The sequence below is a fragment of the Puia sp. genome (genome assembly GCF_035546395.1).
Lineage (GTDB): Bacteria > Bacteroidota > Bacteroidia > Chitinophagales > Chitinophagaceae > Puia.
In genome coordinates this window covers 806722-823913 of record NZ_DASZXR010000002.1, presented here as the reverse complement: position 1 = coordinate 823913, position 17192 = coordinate 806722, and the positions used below count along the sequence as shown (strand labels likewise).

Sequence of the window (17192 nt, the reverse complement as noted above, 5' to 3'; positions counted from 1 at the left end):
GTCATTTTTTAAACCCGATGGAATAGGTGTCGATCCGTCCGCCGCCGATAGTTCCCCTGATGCTGTCGCCTTCCGGTGTCAGGGTATCCTCTTCCTCTTCGATGAGGTTGACTTTCTTCAATTCCTTTATCCCGCGGAATAAATGGATCTCGTTTTGCTGCGGGACTTTATCCATGTTCACCACGCGCAAGACAATTTCGTCGCTGTTGTCCGCCTTTTTGACGGCAGTGATCAGCGTACCTGGCGCAGCGGATCCAAAGAAGCTCATCCGGCCGGGCAGGGGCGCCGTCTTCAGTGGAACGGCGGTGACGGCATATAAGGGGTGATTGTTTCCCATCCCGAATGAAAACGCCTGTTTCCAGTCCGAATGGTGCGAACTGATGCTAAGCCGGAATACATGCTTTCCGCGCTGGTAATACCAGGGTCCCTCTCCATGACAGCTCTTCTGCGTTGTCAGCATCACAGCCTGAAGGACGGGATAGCTCACGGCATCCCTTGTCGGATCGATGTAATCGAAGACGGCCATCCTGGAGGATAGGGTTATCGCGATATCGCCGGCAGCTGCGGTCACGAAATTCTGCGACTCCCTCGGATGGATCTCTTCGGGCTTCTGCCGGTATGTCCCATCCCAGGCCCATCCCCCCGGCCGCATGGACAATTCCGTCCCGTGTACGGCGGCCATCCCCATCGGGACGTCGTACCGGATGTCCGCCGCGGACATATTGAGCGGCAGCGCAAAGCTCAGGCGCCGGCTACGAATGCCCTTCCAGTCGGGTAGCTCGTATTCAAGATCGATCTTCTTCATCTGCCGGTAAACGGTGATCCGCTGAATCATCTTCTCCTTGCCCAGCATACTCCTGCTTTCGAAGACGGTGAATACGGGACCGTCACTGGTCCTCGACCACTTCGCCGGATGGTTGCTCAGCTTGTCGAAATCACGCATATTCGGGGGCGTTATTTCCGTAAACTCGCCCGCATCCAGTCCGTCATAGCCCATGTCCAGGATATCGCCCCCGGCGTAGCGGGTAGTGTTGAGCAGTTCATGCCCTAATTCCTTGTCGTAAAGGCTCTTGATCCCACCGTCGCCGAAGGATATCCTGTAAAATTCATTCTCATACCCGTTGACGGGCTCGTGGGCGATTTCGCGCGGCGGCCGGGCGGGGACAGGCGAAACGGTAAAAGCGGCATAGCCCATCGCAGGGACCTTCCTTGCCAGGATGGCGACGCCACGACCCTCCGCCGTCGCTACGGGCTGCGAAGGCAGGATGTTCCCGTCCGCATCACGGACGAGATGCTGCTCCAGGCTGTCTTTCACGGGTAACACGGCAAGGGCGTCACGCTGCCAGGAGAGATCGTTGAATACGACTGCCTGGCCGGGACCTTTGACGGCAACCCTGGCTGCGATGCGCCGCAACGCGGGATACAAGGTCGCCAGCGCAATGCTGTCACCCGCCTCCAGATACGATCGGTAAATGCTGTCGGTGATGTCGCCGTGTTTGCCGCCCCACCCGTGATCGGGGTAGATGGACTTATACCAGGCCGTGTCGAACGAAGACTTCGGATAGCCGGCGAAGCTGCCTTCGAGCAGGCCGGCCACGGTATTGAAAAGCTCCGCTGCGGGAAGATGAACGGCTGCCGCCCGTTTGGCATCGATGGCTTCGAAATGCGCGGGACCGTGGATGTAGAGCCATAAGTCCGGTCGCTCTCCCGATATCGAGTCGATATGCGCTTCGGGCACATCCACCGCATCCAGGAACTGGTCTGCAGTCGTATAACGCAGTCGCGGAATGGGAAGGCCCATAGCTTCAGCAAGCCTGTTCCATTCTTTCAACACCCGATCATAGTACACCGGGCCGGAGGCATCGTTGCTGATGACAACGGCATAATGGGGCGGGATGTTTCGGGATGCATAATAACCGTTCCAATTCTTCAGCACCTCATGCAGCTTGTGCATCGCGGTTGGCGCATCGACATCGAAATATTTATAGAACATGACGGCCCAGCCATAATTGCCCGGGCTGTACGTAAAGATCTTCGAGCCGTCGGGACTATACCAATTGAAAAAACCCTCTTTGAACCTGCTGATGAACAAATGCTTTACGCCGCCCCGCGCCAGGATCTGCGGAAACTGGGGCGTCCGCGCCGGCACGTCGACATTGAAGGCCGTCCGGGCATCTATCCGTCCCTTAAAAAATTCCTTTATCCATTTTCGGCCGAGGTATAGCTGACGAACCAGTTGCTCACCGGACTCCATGCCTTCATACGGCTGATTGAAGGTGGCGCCCCAGCCGAACTGGCCCCGTTGATAGACCTTGGCGGCCTGTTCCACGTAGGCAGGGTCTTCCTTTACAAGCTCCATCAGGTTGAGTGTTTGCTCCATCCCAAACCGGAAGGCGCTGTCCCGATCCATGATCCGCATGGCAGGTACGATGATCTTCCCGATCCGCTCCATCCGGCAGGAGTCGGGCGTGTTCATCCAGGCGATATCCTGGTGGGACGAGGAGACGATGTCGATGGTGCCTTTTGCGAAATAGCTCCAGTCGGCGGGTACATACGGCTCGAACTCCTGTACAAGGACATCCTGCCCCCGCCGGCGGAACAGCAGCCGGCCCTTTTCTCCCGTGAGGGGCAGCTGCAGCCTCAACGAATCTCCGTCGGCTTTATAGTTCAGGGGCCGCCCGTCAAGTTCCACCGAGAGCGACTCTTTCCTTCCTTTATAGACGATCACAGCATCCGCCTGCATCCGCCCGTTTACCTTTTCATACCGCATGGGGTGCGGATAAATGATCTCCGCCTGCTGCGCGTCAGCCGATAAGCCGGCCAGCAAAACACCTGCAAAAAACCAACGTCGTTTCATATGTCGCAAGTCTTACCAGTAAATTTTTACCGTTTCTATCGCATGGTGCCCGAGCCTGTACTTCAATTGATGGCCGGATACGGGTATCTCTTTCATCCCCTCTTCCGTCAGCGACGTGCTATAGGCCTTCCGGATCGCCTTCCGGAAGGTCAGCGTAACCTCCACGTCCTTGCCGTCCGTCTCATACATCCGTATCACTGTACCGTCATCATCTTCCGCCTTCTTCAGGGCGGTGACCACGACATTATCCCGATCGACGGACAAATAGCTGTCTTTCTCCGGCAGTCCGGGGCCCGCGATCCTATCCGCCGCTACCACGACCTCCAACGGGGTATTTGCTTCAACGCCTTTCCGTCTGCCCTGCTCCCATCCCGGCGCGTGTGTCGTCAATGAAAAATTGTAATAGTGATCCCCGGTCTGCAGATATTCAGGCCCCTGGTCATGACAACTCCGCCGGGACGCGAGTAGGATGGGCTGCAACAAGGTACGGTTCGGTTCCCGTCCCGTCACATCTTCATAATCGAAGGCGGCCGTCGATGTGCTGAGGGTCAGGCCAAGGTCCCGGCCGGATACGCCTATCCAGTCCTGCGTCCCCCGGGGATGGATGGTTTTCGGCGTGTCCAGGTAGATCTGCCCCGCCGGATCCTTCAGCTCATCCCTGCCGACCTCGACCATGCCGTAAGGTACTTCATACCCTACCCGCCCTTCGGGAATATTCGCAGGCAGCGCCATCCTGAATTCGCGGTACAGAGTTCCGTCCCAGTTCTTTAAAGCCACGGAAAAATCGATTCGCTTCAATGCTTTGTAAAGCTTGATATCCTCTTCCACTACCGCGTGCTGTATCGGCTGGCGCGAATGGAACACCGTGTAAACCGCACCATCCTCCGTAATGGTCCATTGTGTTTCATAGTTACCCGTCTTGTCGAAACCCTCCATGGTCGGCTGCTGCACGCTCGCAAATTCCCCTGCGCCGGTTCCTACGGACTTCAGGGTAAAGACCTCTCCTGCCGCGAACGTACTGCCGTCCACCACCGCTTTTCCGCTGGTCTTATCCACCAGCCGCGTTATGCCTCCCCTGCCAAGCCGCAAACTATAATATTGGCTTTCGTAATTGTCCCCTGCCTTCACGGGCCGCTCCGCGCCGGAAAGTTCGCCCACCGGCCGGAGATACCAGCTACCATATCCAACGGAAGGGACATCTTCCGCCACGAAGGTCAGGATGTCCATAGGTACCCCCGCCTCACTGCTCTCCCGTCTCCGTTGAGAGGGCACAACCCTTCCCGCAGCATCATATACCTTAACGCCACGGCCATTGAAAGAGGCTGGAAGCCGCACTGTGACCGGATCGGTCCGCCGCCAGCTCAGGCTGTTGAATACGATGACCGGTATACCCTTGCCTGCCGGCGCTGCCACCCTCCCGGCGATTCGCCGCAGGGCGTCCCGCAGCAATTCTCCTCCTTTCTCTTTGGCATAAGTATATTTAGCCAGAAAGATATCGTCGGTCGACTGCCCCTCCAGACCTCCCCAGCCATGGTCAGGATATATTTTCGACATCCACGCATCCGTCAGCTCGGATTGCGGGTAGCCTGCGTTGCCATCGATCATCCTGTTGGCCGTCCAGAATGCTTCCGCCGCCGGCAATAGCTTGTCCGCCTCCCTGCTGGCCGAAAGCGCCCAATGGTGCGCCGGCCCATGGATATAGACCCACACATTCGGTCGCTCGCCGCTGATGACAGGGATGTGTGACGATGACGCCTTTACAGCGCTCAAGAACTTGTCGAAGGTCGCGCCCCGGAATTTCGGCAGGACGACCGGCAGCTTTTCACCGGCCTCGTTCTCTATTACCGAAATACCATTCCACCGGTTGACAAAATCGTAGAGGTGCTGTACCGGCTTCTGGGGCCATCCGAACTCAAAGTTCAGGACCGCCGGTACGGCCTTTTCGACATTCCTATCGTTGAATTGCGTTAGCCAGTACACGACCTGCTGCGCCATGGCCGCAATGCCGGCCGTATCGCCCTTTGCCAGGATATTGTAGAAATCGATATAGTGCCCGGGTGAATAGGCCGTAATATACGATCCGTCAGGGCTTTGCCAGTTGTAAAGCCCGAGTCCGAATCTGCTGAAGAACATTCCCGTGACACCCGCTTTTGCCATCAGTTGAGGCATTTGGATGCTGCGCCCGGGCACATCGGAATTATAATAGGTCTGTGCATTATATCCGAAATTGTCTTTGAGCCACTTTTTGCCGAAATAAAATTGGCGCGCCAACGATTCCGATGCATACATATCCTCATATACCTGCGTATAGGAAGCCCCTACGAGCATCCTGCCTTCCTTCATGTACATGGCCATGGTATCCTTCATTTCCGGGTGCCGGCGGATGTATTCCATTACTATGGACGATTGCTCGATGTCCATCTCGAAGCCGGGCATCTGGCGGAGGCGGGCAAGATACGGCGTCAGCCACAGGGAGTCCCTCGCTATCGTGCTTTTCTCGATGGAATTGATCCAGGCGAGATCCTCGTGGGTAGTCACGGAGAGATAAATGGAAGCTTTCCCGGCCGACAGCTCGCTTACCTTCTTTAGGAGCGCAAAAGAAGCGTTGCTGACCCTTATTGTCCCTTGCGCCGGCGCCTGCCCCGCGGCCGGGATCGTACCCAGCCGGAATAGTGTTATCCACAAAATTATCTTTTCAAGCAAGTGCTTCATATACGATTATTTTACACCCGGCACGGCATCGAACTGAAAGGTTTCGATACTGAATTTCGTTACGGGTACTTTCCCTTCCTTTCCGGTTCTTTCCGGGTTTTGTTCGATAATATTTGTCTTCTCGAGGTTACGGATGCCTTTAAACCAGCTTAGTCTTACCTCCGTATCCTTTCCTTCCATATCATAGCAACGCAAAACGATCTTGTCCTCGTCGTCATTCTTCTTGATCGTGGAAATGACGATATTGTCCTTGTCTACGCCCGCGAACGAATACCTCTCGGGCAGCGTCGCCCCCGCATCATCCCTGCGGCTACGGCCATCGGGGACATTGTCCACCACCAGCAGCGGCTGCGCCGCCTGTTTGCCATTCTTCCAGCCGGGGTATCCCTTGCTGTCATTGGAAAAAAAGGAAAAGGTGAAATGGTGATCGCCGCGTTGCAGGTACCAGTTGGCCAGCGGGCTTTCATTGCAGCTCCTCCGGCTGGCCAGGAGCAATGGTTGCAGGATTGGCCTGGCGTTGATGCCGGTCGGGTCTATCCAGTCGAAGACGGCGACATCGGAGCTGATGGTGACCGAGCCTTTCCCGTCCGCCGCTGCGAACCAGTCCTGGACCTCCCTCGGATGGATCTCCCTGCACGGCGTATTATAGATCTGCTCGGGCTTCGAAAATCCCGGCGCAAAAGGCAACTCGGTGTGGCCTACCTCGACAACACCCATCGGCGCCTCGTAAGACACCCTTGCGCTGTCCATCGCCAGGGGAAAGGCCATCCGGAATTCCCTGCTCCGCTCGCCATTAAACCCGATGATATCCGCCTGGAAATCTATCCTTCTGGCCATCGTGTAGAAGATCACCCGCTGGCGCACCGTACAATTTCGCCAGGGGTGAACAGTTTCGATGACCGTACGCACAGGACCGTTTTCCAACAGCGACCAGCCGGTGTTGTACTGGCTCATCTTCTCGAAGCCCTCCATTGTCGGCTGCTGAACACTGGTAAACTCCCCTGCTCCATTGCCGACGGATTGAAGGGAAAATACTTCTCCGGCAAGCAGCCTGCCGGGCGCTATCAGCTCCCGCTGCTGCTCTTTGTCAAATATAGACTTAATACCGCCGCTTCCAAGCTCCACTTTATAAAATCTTGTATCCACGATATTTCCGGTTATATTGATTCGAAGCCTTTCGGCATCGCCGGTCTTCCCCGGTACCAGGTAATAGGTAGCATAGCCGATAGAAGGGATATCACGGGCAATAAAGCTGATCGTCAACATTGCATTCGTCCCTTCTGCCGGCGAGGATACAACCTGGTATTCCACGGCCTCGCCCCGGTCATCCACCAACCGGAACGCGTTGTCGTAGATGCCTTCGGTATTTATGGTAACCTGCACGGGGTCGCTGCGGGTCCAGGACAACGGATTAAAGATGACGATCGGCTTCCCTTCCCCTTTATATTTAATGGAGTGGCTGATTTGGTCCAGCCGGCTGCGCAGGATGGAATCCCCTGCGCGGGCCGCTTTTACATAGCTGTTCGCAAAGATCCGGTCTGTGCTGTCGCCATGCACCCCGCCCCAACCATGGTCCGGGTAGATGGCATGCTGCCAGGCATCGTCGAATGCGTGCTGGGGATAATCCGAAAAACTTCCCTTCAATGCCGCCGATACCGCAGAAAACTTCTCGGCTGCCGTCAGCAGCCTGGACGCCGAACGCCCCGCCCTCACCGCCTTCTCGTGGGTGGGACCATGGATATACAACCAAAGATTCGGATATTCGCCGGTGACACTGTCGATTTTGCCGTGGCCGGCACTGATCGCCGCCAGCGCTTCGCCGCCGGTGGCATAATTTATCGCCGGCAGGTCGCTTCGCCTATCTGCTATCTCTTTATTCCATTTCCCAAAATACGCGTCGTAGTCCAGGGGCTCGGAGAAGTCCTCGGAACTGATGTAGATAAATTCCGGCGCGAGCGACCTCGACCTGTAATAGGTATTGAAGGAAGCCAGTTTGCCGGCGAATGCCGCTGTCCTTTGTGCCTCATCGGTGGCATTTCTTATTACCCGTCCCGATTCTTCATACTGCCCGGGTGTCCAGCAAGTGATATGGCTGCCGTCAGGGCTGAACCATTTGTAGACTCCGGGTTGGAACCTGCTGAACTGTAAATAGGGTATGCCGGCCTTCGAAAAGATCTGGGCGGTCTGCATCGACCGGCCCGGCACGTCCTCCGACCACGCGCAATTGAAATTCGCGCCGGGTATCAGCTTCTGTAATTTCTTCTTGCCATAATAAACCTCGCGGATGAGCGCCTCACCGTCATACATTCCTTCATAGGGCTGATTATACGTCGCGCCCCACTCCAGCCTGCCCTCTCTTGTGTATTTGGCGATCTCGGCGAGCCTTTCGGGATGCCTGTCGATGTATTCATACAGGAGCAATGCATTTTCCACCGAAAATCGGAAATCCCGGCTTTCTCTTAGCCGCTTCAGTGCGGGCGTGATCACGTGTAGGTCGCGAAACCTCCTGCAGCTGTCAGGCGTATCCATCCACGCGATATCCTGGTGAGAGGAAGGTACGACATGTATCCTTCCGCCGGTAAAGTAATCATGTGAAGCGTACTGGCCCCGGCCGGCTGCCGGCGCCAGTACAATGGTCACACCCAATGCAATGGTTACGAGTCCTCTCATTTCAATAAGGGATTAACCTGTACTTCGGCCAGTGGGATGGGAAATTGAAGGTTGTTGCTTTGGAACGTAGCCCCTGAAGGCAGCACGAAGCCCACCGCGTCGACGAAACTGCCGTGTACCGCGTCGAAGATCTTATGCGTCCGCACGATGTCGTACCAAGCCTTGTTCTCGGCGCATAGCTCCCATACCCTCTCCTTCCATACCGCGGTACGGAAGCCGGACTGGCTGAGACCGGACAACGGCGGTAATCCGGCGCGGCTGCGGATATCGTTCACGGCCTTGTAGGCATTGACGCCGGGACCGCCATCCGCCTCATTCTGCGCCTCCGCATAGGTCAGCAGCACATCCGCATAGCGTACCAGCGTAAAATCCTTGCCGGACCTTGGCGCATTAGTCAACAGACTCTTGTCGAAGAACTTATACAAGCTCCAAGGGAAATTATATTTCACGCCGTCTACATTGATCGTATCGTAGAAGAAGCCGTTCTCCTGCCTCCGAAGATCGGCCGGGTCGTAGGAAGCGAGGAAGCTGGTCTCGGGGATCAGCAACCCCATGTCGTTGTTGACATAGCCATTCCGGTTGAAGGAAACGCCTTTGGGATAAAGCTCGATCGGCAAAATGTTGTTGACTATATCGAGCCCGAAGTTGATGCTGAAGATGTTTTCCTCTTTGTTGTCGAAGGCAGGATTGTTCAGCTTATCGAACCATGTCAGCGACCCGTCGGACTGGAAAAGATGGAAGTCGCCGCCGTCGATCACCTCCTTCGCCTTATCGCGGGCCAGCGCAAACTTGTCCGCCTCATTGACCGGAAATCCCGCCATGCTGAGATAGACCTTTGCCAGCAAAGCCTTTGCGGCACCTGTCGATACCCGCCCGCTGCCATCCGGCGTAGCCGGAAGCCCACTAGCCTCGGCATCCTGCAAGTCCGGCACAATCGCCTGCTCGTAGATGGTTTTTACAGGCGACTTGCCGATAAGCCCGTCCGATGCCTGGCTGGTAGGCTTCAGTTTGAGCGGCACGTCCCCGAATATATTCACCAGCGTATAATAATAATAAGCCCGCAGGAATTTGGCCTCACCGACCATCGCCTTCTTTGCCGCATCGTCCATCGAAATTTTCGGAACATTGGCGATGACGAGGTTCGCTGCCTCGATGCCCTGATAGGCTGCGGTGAACCATTGCTGCAAGAGCGGGCTCGCCGAATTCTGGCGGAGATTATAAACATTCACAAGGTCATTGCCCTCGGATACGGTGCGAAATTCACCGGTGACCAGTTCGAGCATGGCGTAGGAATAGTTCCTGCCGCCACCCGTAAAGGGAGGATACAGAAAATAATAGATACCGTTGACGGCAGACTGCGCATCCTGTTGTGTCTTGTAATACAGGTTTGTGGTAATGACTGACTTCGGCGACTCTTCCAACCATTTTTTACATCCGGAAAGACTGAGCGCGATCAGGAAAATGGGAATAATATTTTTCATATTCTATCTATTTAGAAATTAGCAGTAAGACCTATCGTATAAGTGCGTGGCCGGGGCGACCCATAAAATTCGATACCCTGTGCGAAGGATCCGCCGAATGTGCTGACTTCGGGATCGAACCCTCTGTACCTGGAAAGGAGGAAGAAGTTTTGGACATTCCCGTACAGCCGCAGACCGGTAAGTCCAAGGCGAACCGCCTGTTTGGCAGGAAAAGCATAGCCAAGGTTGATACTCTTGCCTCGCACGAAGGACCCATCCTCCACCCACCGGCTGTCCATAAAGAACGGCAGATCGGTACCCCATGGATCGATGTTGGCGAATCGCAGGGATGGCACGGGGGTATTTTGATGGTCGGGCGTCCAGGCGTCCTTGAGAATGGTGCCATAGCTGTTGGCATAATACTGTCTGTCTTCGACGGTCAGCGTAGTGATGTTCATCACTTTATTGCCATGCCGTACCTGCACGTCGGCGCTTAGCGTCCAATTCTTGTATCGCAGGGTAGTGGTAAGATCCAGCTCGTACTTCGGAAACATATTGCCCAGCACCATGGCGTCGCTGTTGTCGAATACATGGTCTTTATTGACATCCAGCCGCTTGATATCACCGGGCTTCTTGCCATAAAGAGCCGCCTCCCCTGCTTCCTTGTCACTCCATGTTCCTACCCGTTGGAATCCCCAGAAATTGCCGATCGGTTTGCCAACTTGAAGAATATTCGTTTGTCCTAAAAAATTCGGTCCGGGATAGATGTCGGCATTGGTAGTACCCAACGCCAAGATCTTATTGGTATTGCTGGACAGCTGCGCACCCAGGCTCCAGCTAAGGTCCCGGTCGCGAATGATGTCTCCGTTCACAGCCAGTTCAAAGCCCGTATTCTGCAAGCTGCCGATGTTCGTCGTCACGGCCGTATAACCGGTGACAGAGGAGATAGGTACGTTCAACAACAGGTTCGTGGTCTTCTTCTTATAATAATCCGCCGTAAGGCTCAACCGGTTGTCCAGCACCCGCAGATCGACACCAATGTCGGTCTGCGCAGTCTGCTCCCATTTCAGATTAGGATTCGGTACGCTGACAGGACCGGTGCCTTTTACCCGCTGATCGTTCAGTGCGATGGTGTATACTCCCACGTTGCCAAGCGAAGAATACGGCAGGATCTCGGAGTTACCGGTGATCCCATAACTACCGCGCAGCTTCAGGAAGGAAATAAACCGACTATCGGCCAAGAAATCCTCCTTTGAGATGATCCAGCCGACGGCCCCGGACGGGAAAAAGGCGAATTTGGTCTTGTCCCCGAACTTGGATGATCCGTCATAGCGGCCCGTAAAAGTGAGCAGGTATTTGTCCAGGTAGGCATAATTGACCCTGCCATAATAAGAGTTCAGCTTATAATCGCTATATCCCGACTGGGGTGTGCCCTGCACGGCGCCCGCGCTGAGATTATTAAATTGGTAGAAGTCCGTGGAAAAGCCGGTAGCGCTGGTCGAAGACGTCTCCTGCGTCGATTCCATCCAACTCGCGCCAAGCACCGCATTGATGTGATGATTCGATGCTATGTTCCTGTCATAGGTGAGATAGTTCTCCGCCTGCCAGTACACCGTCCGGGAATTGCCTACCGTTGCCGCCCCACTGGTCGGCAACCCGATGTCCTCGAGGTCCTTGCCGACATACAGATTGTTCTTTGTCGATAATATCTGTGTGGAATACGTGGATTTAAATGTCAGCCCTTTGGCAAGCCGGACATTGCCGTAGAAGTTGGCCAGGATCTGGTCGGTAAGATAAAGATTGACCATCTGGTCCAATTGCCGCACGGGATTCTCCGCCGGGTAGATGCCGGCCTTGCTATGCCCGCCTGCACCATCGAAATTATAGCCGAACTCATCCAGCCGGCTCCAGTCCCCGTTGGGATATTTCACGGGAAAAATAGGGAGGAACTCAACCATCATTCGCGTGGCATTCTCCGCACCAACGGCAAAATCGTCGACCCTGTTCGTCCGGATCTGGTTATAGCCGATGTCGCCTCCGACGGTGAACCAGGATCGCAAATTCATCTCGGTGTTGTACCGCGCCGAAAATTTCTTGTAGTAGGTATTACGAAGGATCCCTTCGTCGTCCTGGTAACCGGCATAGAGTCCATTCTTCGATTTGGCGGTTCCCTGCGTCAGGGAAATGTAATGACGGTTCGACACCGCCGTACGGGTCGCCTCCTTTTGCCAGTCCGTATTATAGAGAGGGTTGCCGTTACCGTCGAAAAGGTTGGGGTAGTCCGCATGCAGATCGGGCAGGGGTCCGCGGGCGGGATCATAAGCCCAGGCTCGTTTGAACCAGGACAGCCAGCCTTTCGAATCCAGCATATCCATACGTCTCGCCAGCTGATTGACACTGGCACTGCCATTGTAGGAAATGCCGAAATCACCATTTTTCGCCTTGCGGGTGGTCACGATGATAACCCCGTTGGCGCCCCTGGAACCGTAAATTGCGGTGGAGGACGCGTCCTTCAGGACGTCCACCGCCTCGATATCGCTGGGATTGATCGATTGAAAGTCCGCCCCTACGATCCCATCGATGACAAACAGGGGTGAATTGGAGGCAGAGATGGAATTGAAACCGCGCAGGTTCACACTGACCCCGCCGCCCGGCCGGCCCGAATTGCTGTATATGCTCAAACCGGCGACCTTCCCCGACAACGCCTCCAACGGATTGGCGGTGATCCGGTCGGCCAGGTCGGCCGCTTTAACCGAGGCTACGGCACCCGTTACATCCGCCTTTTTCTGCGTACCATACCCAATGACGACTACATCGTTCAGTACGGCCGCCAGCGGCGCCAGCGTGATTCGCATCTCGACGCCGATCCGTGCCTCCACCTTTTCGGTCCTGTATCCTGTAATGGAAACAATAAGGGTCGATCCCTCGGAAGCCTTTATATGAAATGCACCGCGTCCATCACTGACAACACCTGTTGGGCTGCCCAGCACCTGAACGCTCGCACCCCGGATGGGTGATCCGGAGCTATCCGCAATAACACCGTTCACCGTACCCGCCGGTTGCTGGCTGAACGCCGGCAGAATACTGATGAACAGGACACCAATAAAGCTGAACGCTGTAATAAGAGGTTGGAAGAACCTGGATTCTCTTTTCATAATAGCAGTTGGTCGTATTAATAATATTGTTAAAAAGTATAGGAGTCAGGTATATTGGGAAACCGGCCGCAGTGAAGGAATGTTGACATGAACGATACGAAGATAGACCGCACCACCGGCCACATCTACAACTCAATTATCGGCTATTACAATTTTTTTAATCTTTTACCCGCCGCATCATGCCGAAATGGAGAAAATACTTTTATACTCCGGGAATATTGTAATTTAGATATCCTAATACTGCTTGTCATGAAGGCCCAACTGATAGAAGTAGGATTGCAGAAAGAGCAGACATTTTTTATCAAGCAGCTCGATTGCGATCATTTCAACACTCCCTTTCATTTCCATGAGCTATGTGAATTGAATTATGTAGTGGAAAGCTCGGGAAAAAGGATCGTCGGAGACAGTATCGCCAATTTTTCCTCGGGTGATCTCGTCCTGATGAGCTCCAATCTGCCGCATATCTGGTATAATGATCCGGACTACCTGAAAGATACCACCCGGAGCACGGCAAAGGCTATCGTCACGTATTTCAACCCCAACTTTCTTGTGCACCTGACGCATGAAGAACATTACAGGATCAAGATGACACATCTGCTGGAAAAGGCGCGCCGGGGCGTCCGGTTCCTTGGCGACACACAGCAGCGTGCGATCCAAAAGCTGCAAAAGATGGTCCACAAGAAAGGCCTGGAAAAGGTTATCGGCTTTTTAGACATCATCAACCTCTTCCTCGATGCCCCCGAGTATGAGTGCCTTGCGTCTATCGGGTATCAACACTCTTTCAATGAAAAGGACACCCGGCGCATGAGCACTGTCTATCAATACCTGATACAAAACTTCACCGAACCTATCTCGCTGGCTGAAATAGCCGCCGTTGCCAATCTCTCGGCGCCTGCCTTCTGCAATTTCTTTAAGAAACGGACGCAAAAGTCCTTCTCCCGCTTCCTCAACGAGCTGAGGGTAGGACATGCCTGCAAGCTGCTGCAAAATCATGAACTGTCCATCTCGGACGTGGGTTACCAGTCCGGCTACCAAAATATGACCAACTTCAATAAGTTCTTCAAGGAAATCACGGGGGAGACGCCTTCTCAATACAGGAAAGAGCTGCTCGATTCATTCGCGGGCGGCAGGATGTAGCCGTGCGGGTCCCGACCCTTCTGCGGCTTATTCAAGCGTAGATTATTTGGCTCTTGCGAGGTTGCCTGCCGGATCCTTCAAAAATTCCTCCTTGCACTCTTTTGAGCAGAAGCCATAGAGCTTGCCTTTGTACGTCAGGGTATCTTCGACACCGGAATGAAGCAGCATTCCACAGTAAGGGTCTTTTGTATATCCGAAGGCAAGCTTGCGGAGATCGGGTTTCGGTTTCGAAAAGGCCCGGGTGGCCATCGAGTCTTTGTTGATGGCATGGCGAGTCCGAGCAGGATCATCATACCCTTCTCAGTGAACAAATGTTCGGCGATGGATTGACGATACAATACGAGTGGATTCGATGCGAAGGTAGAACATCAACCATAAAAAAATTATAAATAACAACGGCGCTTTTCATTTGATGTATGCATCCGGAATCGGCCTGGCCTTACGCGCCTGAGATCCGGCCGTAATCTTCCCCATTTAATCAACTGTTATATGAAGAAGCTATTCTTTATAGCGATGCTTCATGCATTTCGAGCTGGATGCCTGGATGAGAAATATGACGGACAAGAAATATATTCCTTATGGGTCGTTTGGAACGTTTTCGTTGGGGGCGCCAAGGGCGTACGGGATTACGCTAACGGCAAAAATTTAAAGGGGGGGTTTGTCTGGGGAGGAAATTGTAAAAATAAATTTTGAAATGACCGATCGGTCACCTTACCTTTGTGTCGTAAAACAATCGAACATGACGAAAGGTGAACAGACCCGGGAGATGATCATCGAGCGGAGTGCGGCTCTTTTTAATAAAAAGGGAATGGCGGCCACGGCGATGAGTGATGTGATGGATGTTACCGGTCTTTCCAAAGGCAGCCTGTATGTGCATTTCGACAACAAGGATGTACTGGTAGAGGCTGTGGTGGACTACAACCTGGCGTTGCTGGAACAGCGGACGCTGATGGCCATCAATAAATTCGACAATCCGAAGGACAAGCTTTTTGCCTATATCGATATCAACCGGAACTCGCTGAACCCACCGGTGGAAGGTGGATGCCCGATGTTGAATTTCGGGATGGAGGCGGATGACCAGAATGAGGTGGTCCGGGAGAAGGTGGCCGGTCAAGTGAACAAGACGCAGCAGATGATCGTTGATATCATCACCCAAGGCATCCGGCAGGGCGTGTTCAAGGCAGACTGGGACTATAAGGAGTTTGCCGCGTTAATGTTCGCGATGATCGAAGGTGGAGTCATGATCAGCCGGACAACCCGGAAGAACGATAAGACGATGATCATCAACCGAACCCTTAAAAAAATGATCGAGGCACAGTTGTGCTGATTTTTTTTCTTCAATAAATGACCGATCGGTCATATCTATAACAAACAAACATTAATTTATGAAACAGTTACTTAGGGGCGCGCTGGGTATGGCCGCCATTATTTTATTCGGTTTTCAACCCTTTACCCTTTATGCGGGCGGCGGTCGCGATGCCGAAACCAGGAGCATCGCCGTCGATGACGCCAAACTCGTTTATCGTATTTACGGGGATAAGAGCGGCACGCCGCTGGTGTTGCTTTCGGCCCTGGGATCTTCCATGGACGACTGGGACCCCGCCGTCATCAATGGGCTCGCGAAATATTCGAAGGTGATCGTATTCGATAACAAAGGGGTCGGCGGATCGTCGGGCGCCACTCCGACGACGATTTCCGCCATGGCGCATGATGCGGTTGCCTTTATCAGGAACCTGGGCTATTCCAGGGTCGACCTGCTTGGGTTCTCGATGGGCGGATTCATTGCCCAGGAGATCGCGGAGACGGAGCCTTCGCTGGTGAACAAGCTGATCCTGGTCGGCTCCGGACCGCAGGGATCGGAAGGACTTGACCAGATCGGCCAGAAGCTGACTGCGGCTCAGCGGCTGAGCCCGGAGGAACAGTTCCTGGGAGGATTCTTTTCGCCTTCCGAGCACAGCAGAGCATTGGGGAAGGAATCTCTTGCCCGGATCTCAGCCAAAAAGGAAGGCCGTGATCTTCCGCTCTCCCAGGCAAGTCTTGGCGCGGAAGTCGCTGCAGTGCTGGGCTGGGCGCAGCCTAACGAACCTGCGTTCGCCCGGGCAAAAGCTTTTACGAAGCCCGTGCTCATCGTCGGCGGTCAATATGATATTTTCATCCCTGTCGCAAGTGAATTAAGGTTATATCAGACGCTGCCGAATGCCCGGCTTGTCCTTTTGCCGGATGCAGGTCATGCGTCTTTCTTTCAATATCCCGGCTTGTTCGTACAAGAAACAGCCAATTTTCTAAAAAATTAAAATCATGAACACAAATATATTAGTCACCGGCGCCACCGGGTATACGGGTGGAAGCGTGGCGAGGAATCTTCTTGAGAAAAAAATACCGGTAAGGGTAATGGTGCGTCAGCTCGATCAGCGATCGGCCGCGCTTGGTGAGATGGGCGCGGAGGTGGTCAAAGGCGATCTCCTGAGCCTTGACGAAGTCAGCGAAGCGATGAACGGCATTAGCAGCGCCTTCTTCGTCTTTCCGAACGACAAGCCGGGTATCGTTGAAGCCACCGCCTATTTTGCCCAGGCGGCGGTGGAGAACGGGGTGGGCCACATTGTCAATCTATCCCAGTTCGGCGCGCATCGCCATGTAAGAAGCCATGGCGCGCAGAATCATTGGGTGGCTGAACGGCTGCTCGAACGTTCCGGCCTTGCCGTTACCCAACTCCGGCCGACTCTTTTTGCGGAATGGTTTATGTACCAGGCGGGTGTTATCAAAACACAAAACAGGTTCTTCCTGCCTTTCGGCGATGCCCGCTTTGCGCCGATCGCGACCGAGGATATCGGCCGGGTAGCCGCGTCGATCCTTGCCGACCCCGTACCTCATGCCGGCAAGAGCTATGACCTATTTGGTCCCGTTATCCTGGATATGAAACAGGTCGCCGAGATTTTCTCGGCGACGCTGGGAAGAACGATCACGTATGTTCCGATAGACAGTGAAACCTTCGTCGCTAATGTCAAGAGGGCCAAAGATGCCCATCCTTATCTTCTTCAGCATCTTGCTTCCCTCGGCCGGGACCTCCAGGAGGGGCGGCCGGCGGGGATGAATGATCTCGTCGAGCGGCTGGGGGGACAAAAACCGATGTCGATGGCCGAGTATATTCGAAAGAACAGGTCGGCGTTTGAATAGCCAATTCGTCGATCCGGGAATAGGCAC

11 protein-coding genes are annotated in these 17192 nt (G+C 54.2%); 5 read left to right on the top strand and 6 right to left on the bottom strand.

What is annotated here, in order from left to right; genetic code table 11:
* Nucleotide 1: 1 nt before the first annotated feature.
* The 5 genes from VHE34_RS04540 to VHE34_RS04520 are packed head-to-tail and all read right to left on the bottom strand — an operon-like array spanning nucleotide 2 to nucleotide 12854.
* A complete protein-coding gene (locus VHE34_RS04540) occupies nucleotides 2-2857 on the bottom strand; it encodes a glycosyl hydrolase-related protein (RefSeq protein WP_325585059.1) in 2856 nt (951 codons plus the stop codon).
* Nucleotides 2858-2869: 12 nt separating this feature from the next.
* Nucleotides 2870-5569 (bottom strand): glycosyl hydrolase-related protein, encoded by a 2700-nt coding sequence (locus tag VHE34_RS04535; protein ID WP_325585057.1) that lies wholly within the window; start codon nucleotides 5567-5569, stop codon nucleotides 2870-2872.
* A gap of 6 nt (nucleotides 5570-5575) precedes the next feature.
* Nucleotides 5576-8239, bottom strand: a complete 2664-nt coding sequence (locus tag VHE34_RS04530) for a glycosyl hydrolase-related protein (RefSeq protein WP_325585055.1) — start codon at nucleotides 8237-8239, stop codon at nucleotides 5576-5578.
* Complete coding sequence (locus VHE34_RS04525) at nucleotides 8236-9720, bottom strand: RagB/SusD family nutrient uptake outer membrane protein (RefSeq protein WP_325585053.1); 1485 nt, start codon at nucleotides 9718-9720, stop codon at nucleotides 8236-8238. Before VHE34_RS04525 ends, VHE34_RS04530 begins: the two co-directional genes overlap by 4 nt.
* 11 nt (nucleotides 9721-9731) lie before the next feature.
* The gene (locus tag VHE34_RS04520) at nucleotides 9732-12854 is read right to left on the bottom strand and encodes a TonB-dependent receptor (protein WP_325585051.1); all 3123 of its coding nucleotides are present in this window, start codon (nucleotides 12852-12854) and stop codon (nucleotides 9732-9734) included.
* A gap of 249 nt (nucleotides 12855-13103) precedes the next feature.
* On the opposite strand from VHE34_RS04520, the gene VHE34_RS04515 reads away from it, so the two are divergent.
* A complete protein-coding gene (locus tag VHE34_RS04515; RefSeq protein ID WP_325585049.1) occupies nucleotides 13104-13991 on the top strand; it encodes an AraC family transcriptional regulator in 888 nt (295 codons plus the stop codon).
* Nucleotides 13992-14033: 42 nt separating this feature from the next.
* Here the strand turns inward: VHE34_RS04515 and VHE34_RS04510 are convergent, their stop codons facing one another.
* Entirely contained in the window at nucleotides 14034-14240 is a 207-nt protein-coding gene (locus tag VHE34_RS04510) for a YHS domain-containing protein (RefSeq protein ID WP_325585047.1), read from the bottom strand.
* A gap of 240 nt (nucleotides 14241-14480) precedes the next feature.
* On the opposite strand from VHE34_RS04510, the gene VHE34_RS04505 reads away from it, so the two are divergent.
* Genes VHE34_RS04505 through VHE34_RS04490 form a run of 4 tightly spaced genes read left to right on the top strand, consistent with a single transcriptional unit; the run spans nucleotide 14481 to nucleotide 17165 of the window.
* Nucleotides 14481-14684: a hypothetical protein gene (locus VHE34_RS04505; RefSeq protein WP_325585045.1), complete on the top strand. Its 204-nt coding sequence runs from the start codon at nucleotides 14481-14483 to the stop codon at nucleotides 14682-14684.
* A gap of 46 nt (nucleotides 14685-14730) precedes the next feature.
* Entirely contained in the window at nucleotides 14731-15318 is a 588-nt protein-coding gene (locus VHE34_RS04500) for a TetR/AcrR family transcriptional regulator (protein WP_325585043.1), read from the top strand.
* Between the two features lie 58 nt (nucleotides 15319-15376).
* A complete protein-coding gene (locus tag VHE34_RS04495; RefSeq protein WP_325585040.1) occupies nucleotides 15377-16285 on the top strand; it encodes an alpha/beta hydrolase in 909 nt (302 codons plus the stop codon).
* A gap of 4 nt (nucleotides 16286-16289) precedes the next feature.
* Complete coding sequence (locus tag VHE34_RS04490) at nucleotides 16290-17165, top strand: NmrA family NAD(P)-binding protein (protein ID WP_325585037.1); 876 nt, start codon at nucleotides 16290-16292, stop codon at nucleotides 17163-17165.
* The last annotated feature ends 27 nt before the right edge of the window (nucleotides 17166-17192 follow it).

Excerpts from the sequence above, each read along its gene's own strand:
- VHE34_RS04540 (WP_325585059.1), bottom strand. The coding sequence starts at position 2,857 with ATGAAACGACGTTGGTTTTTTGCAGGTGTTTTGCTGGCCGGCTTATCG.
- VHE34_RS04535 (WP_325585057.1), bottom strand. The coding sequence starts at position 5,569 with ATGAAGCACTTGCTTGAAAAGATAATTTTGTGGATAACACTATTCCGG.
- VHE34_RS04530 (WP_325585055.1), bottom strand. The coding sequence starts at position 8,239 with ATGAGAGGACTCGTAACCATTGCATTGGGTGTGACCATTGTACTGGCG.
- VHE34_RS04525 (WP_325585053.1), bottom strand. The coding sequence starts at position 9,720 with ATGAAAAATATTATTCCCATTTTCCTGATCGCGCTCAGTCTTTCCGGA.
- VHE34_RS04520 (WP_325585051.1), bottom strand. The coding sequence starts at position 12,854 with ATGAAAAGAGAATCCAGGTTCTTCCAACCTCTTATTACAGCGTTCAGC.
- VHE34_RS04515 (WP_325585049.1), top strand. The coding sequence starts at position 13,104 with ATGAAGGCCCAACTGATAGAAGTAGGATTGCAGAAAGAGCAGACATTT.
- VHE34_RS04510 (WP_325585047.1), bottom strand. The coding sequence starts at position 14,240 with ATGGCCACCCGGGCCTTTTCGAAACCGAAACCCGATCTCCGCAAGCTT.
- VHE34_RS04505 (WP_325585045.1), top strand. The coding sequence starts at position 14,481 with ATGAAGAAGCTATTCTTTATAGCGATGCTTCATGCATTTCGAGCTGGA.
- VHE34_RS04500 (WP_325585043.1), top strand. The coding sequence starts at position 14,731 with ATGACGAAAGGTGAACAGACCCGGGAGATGATCATCGAGCGGAGTGCG.
- VHE34_RS04495 (WP_325585040.1), top strand. The coding sequence starts at position 15,377 with ATGAAACAGTTACTTAGGGGCGCGCTGGGTATGGCCGCCATTATTTTA.
- VHE34_RS04490 (WP_325585037.1), top strand. The coding sequence starts at position 16,290 with ATGAACACAAATATATTAGTCACCGGCGCCACCGGGTATACGGGTGGA.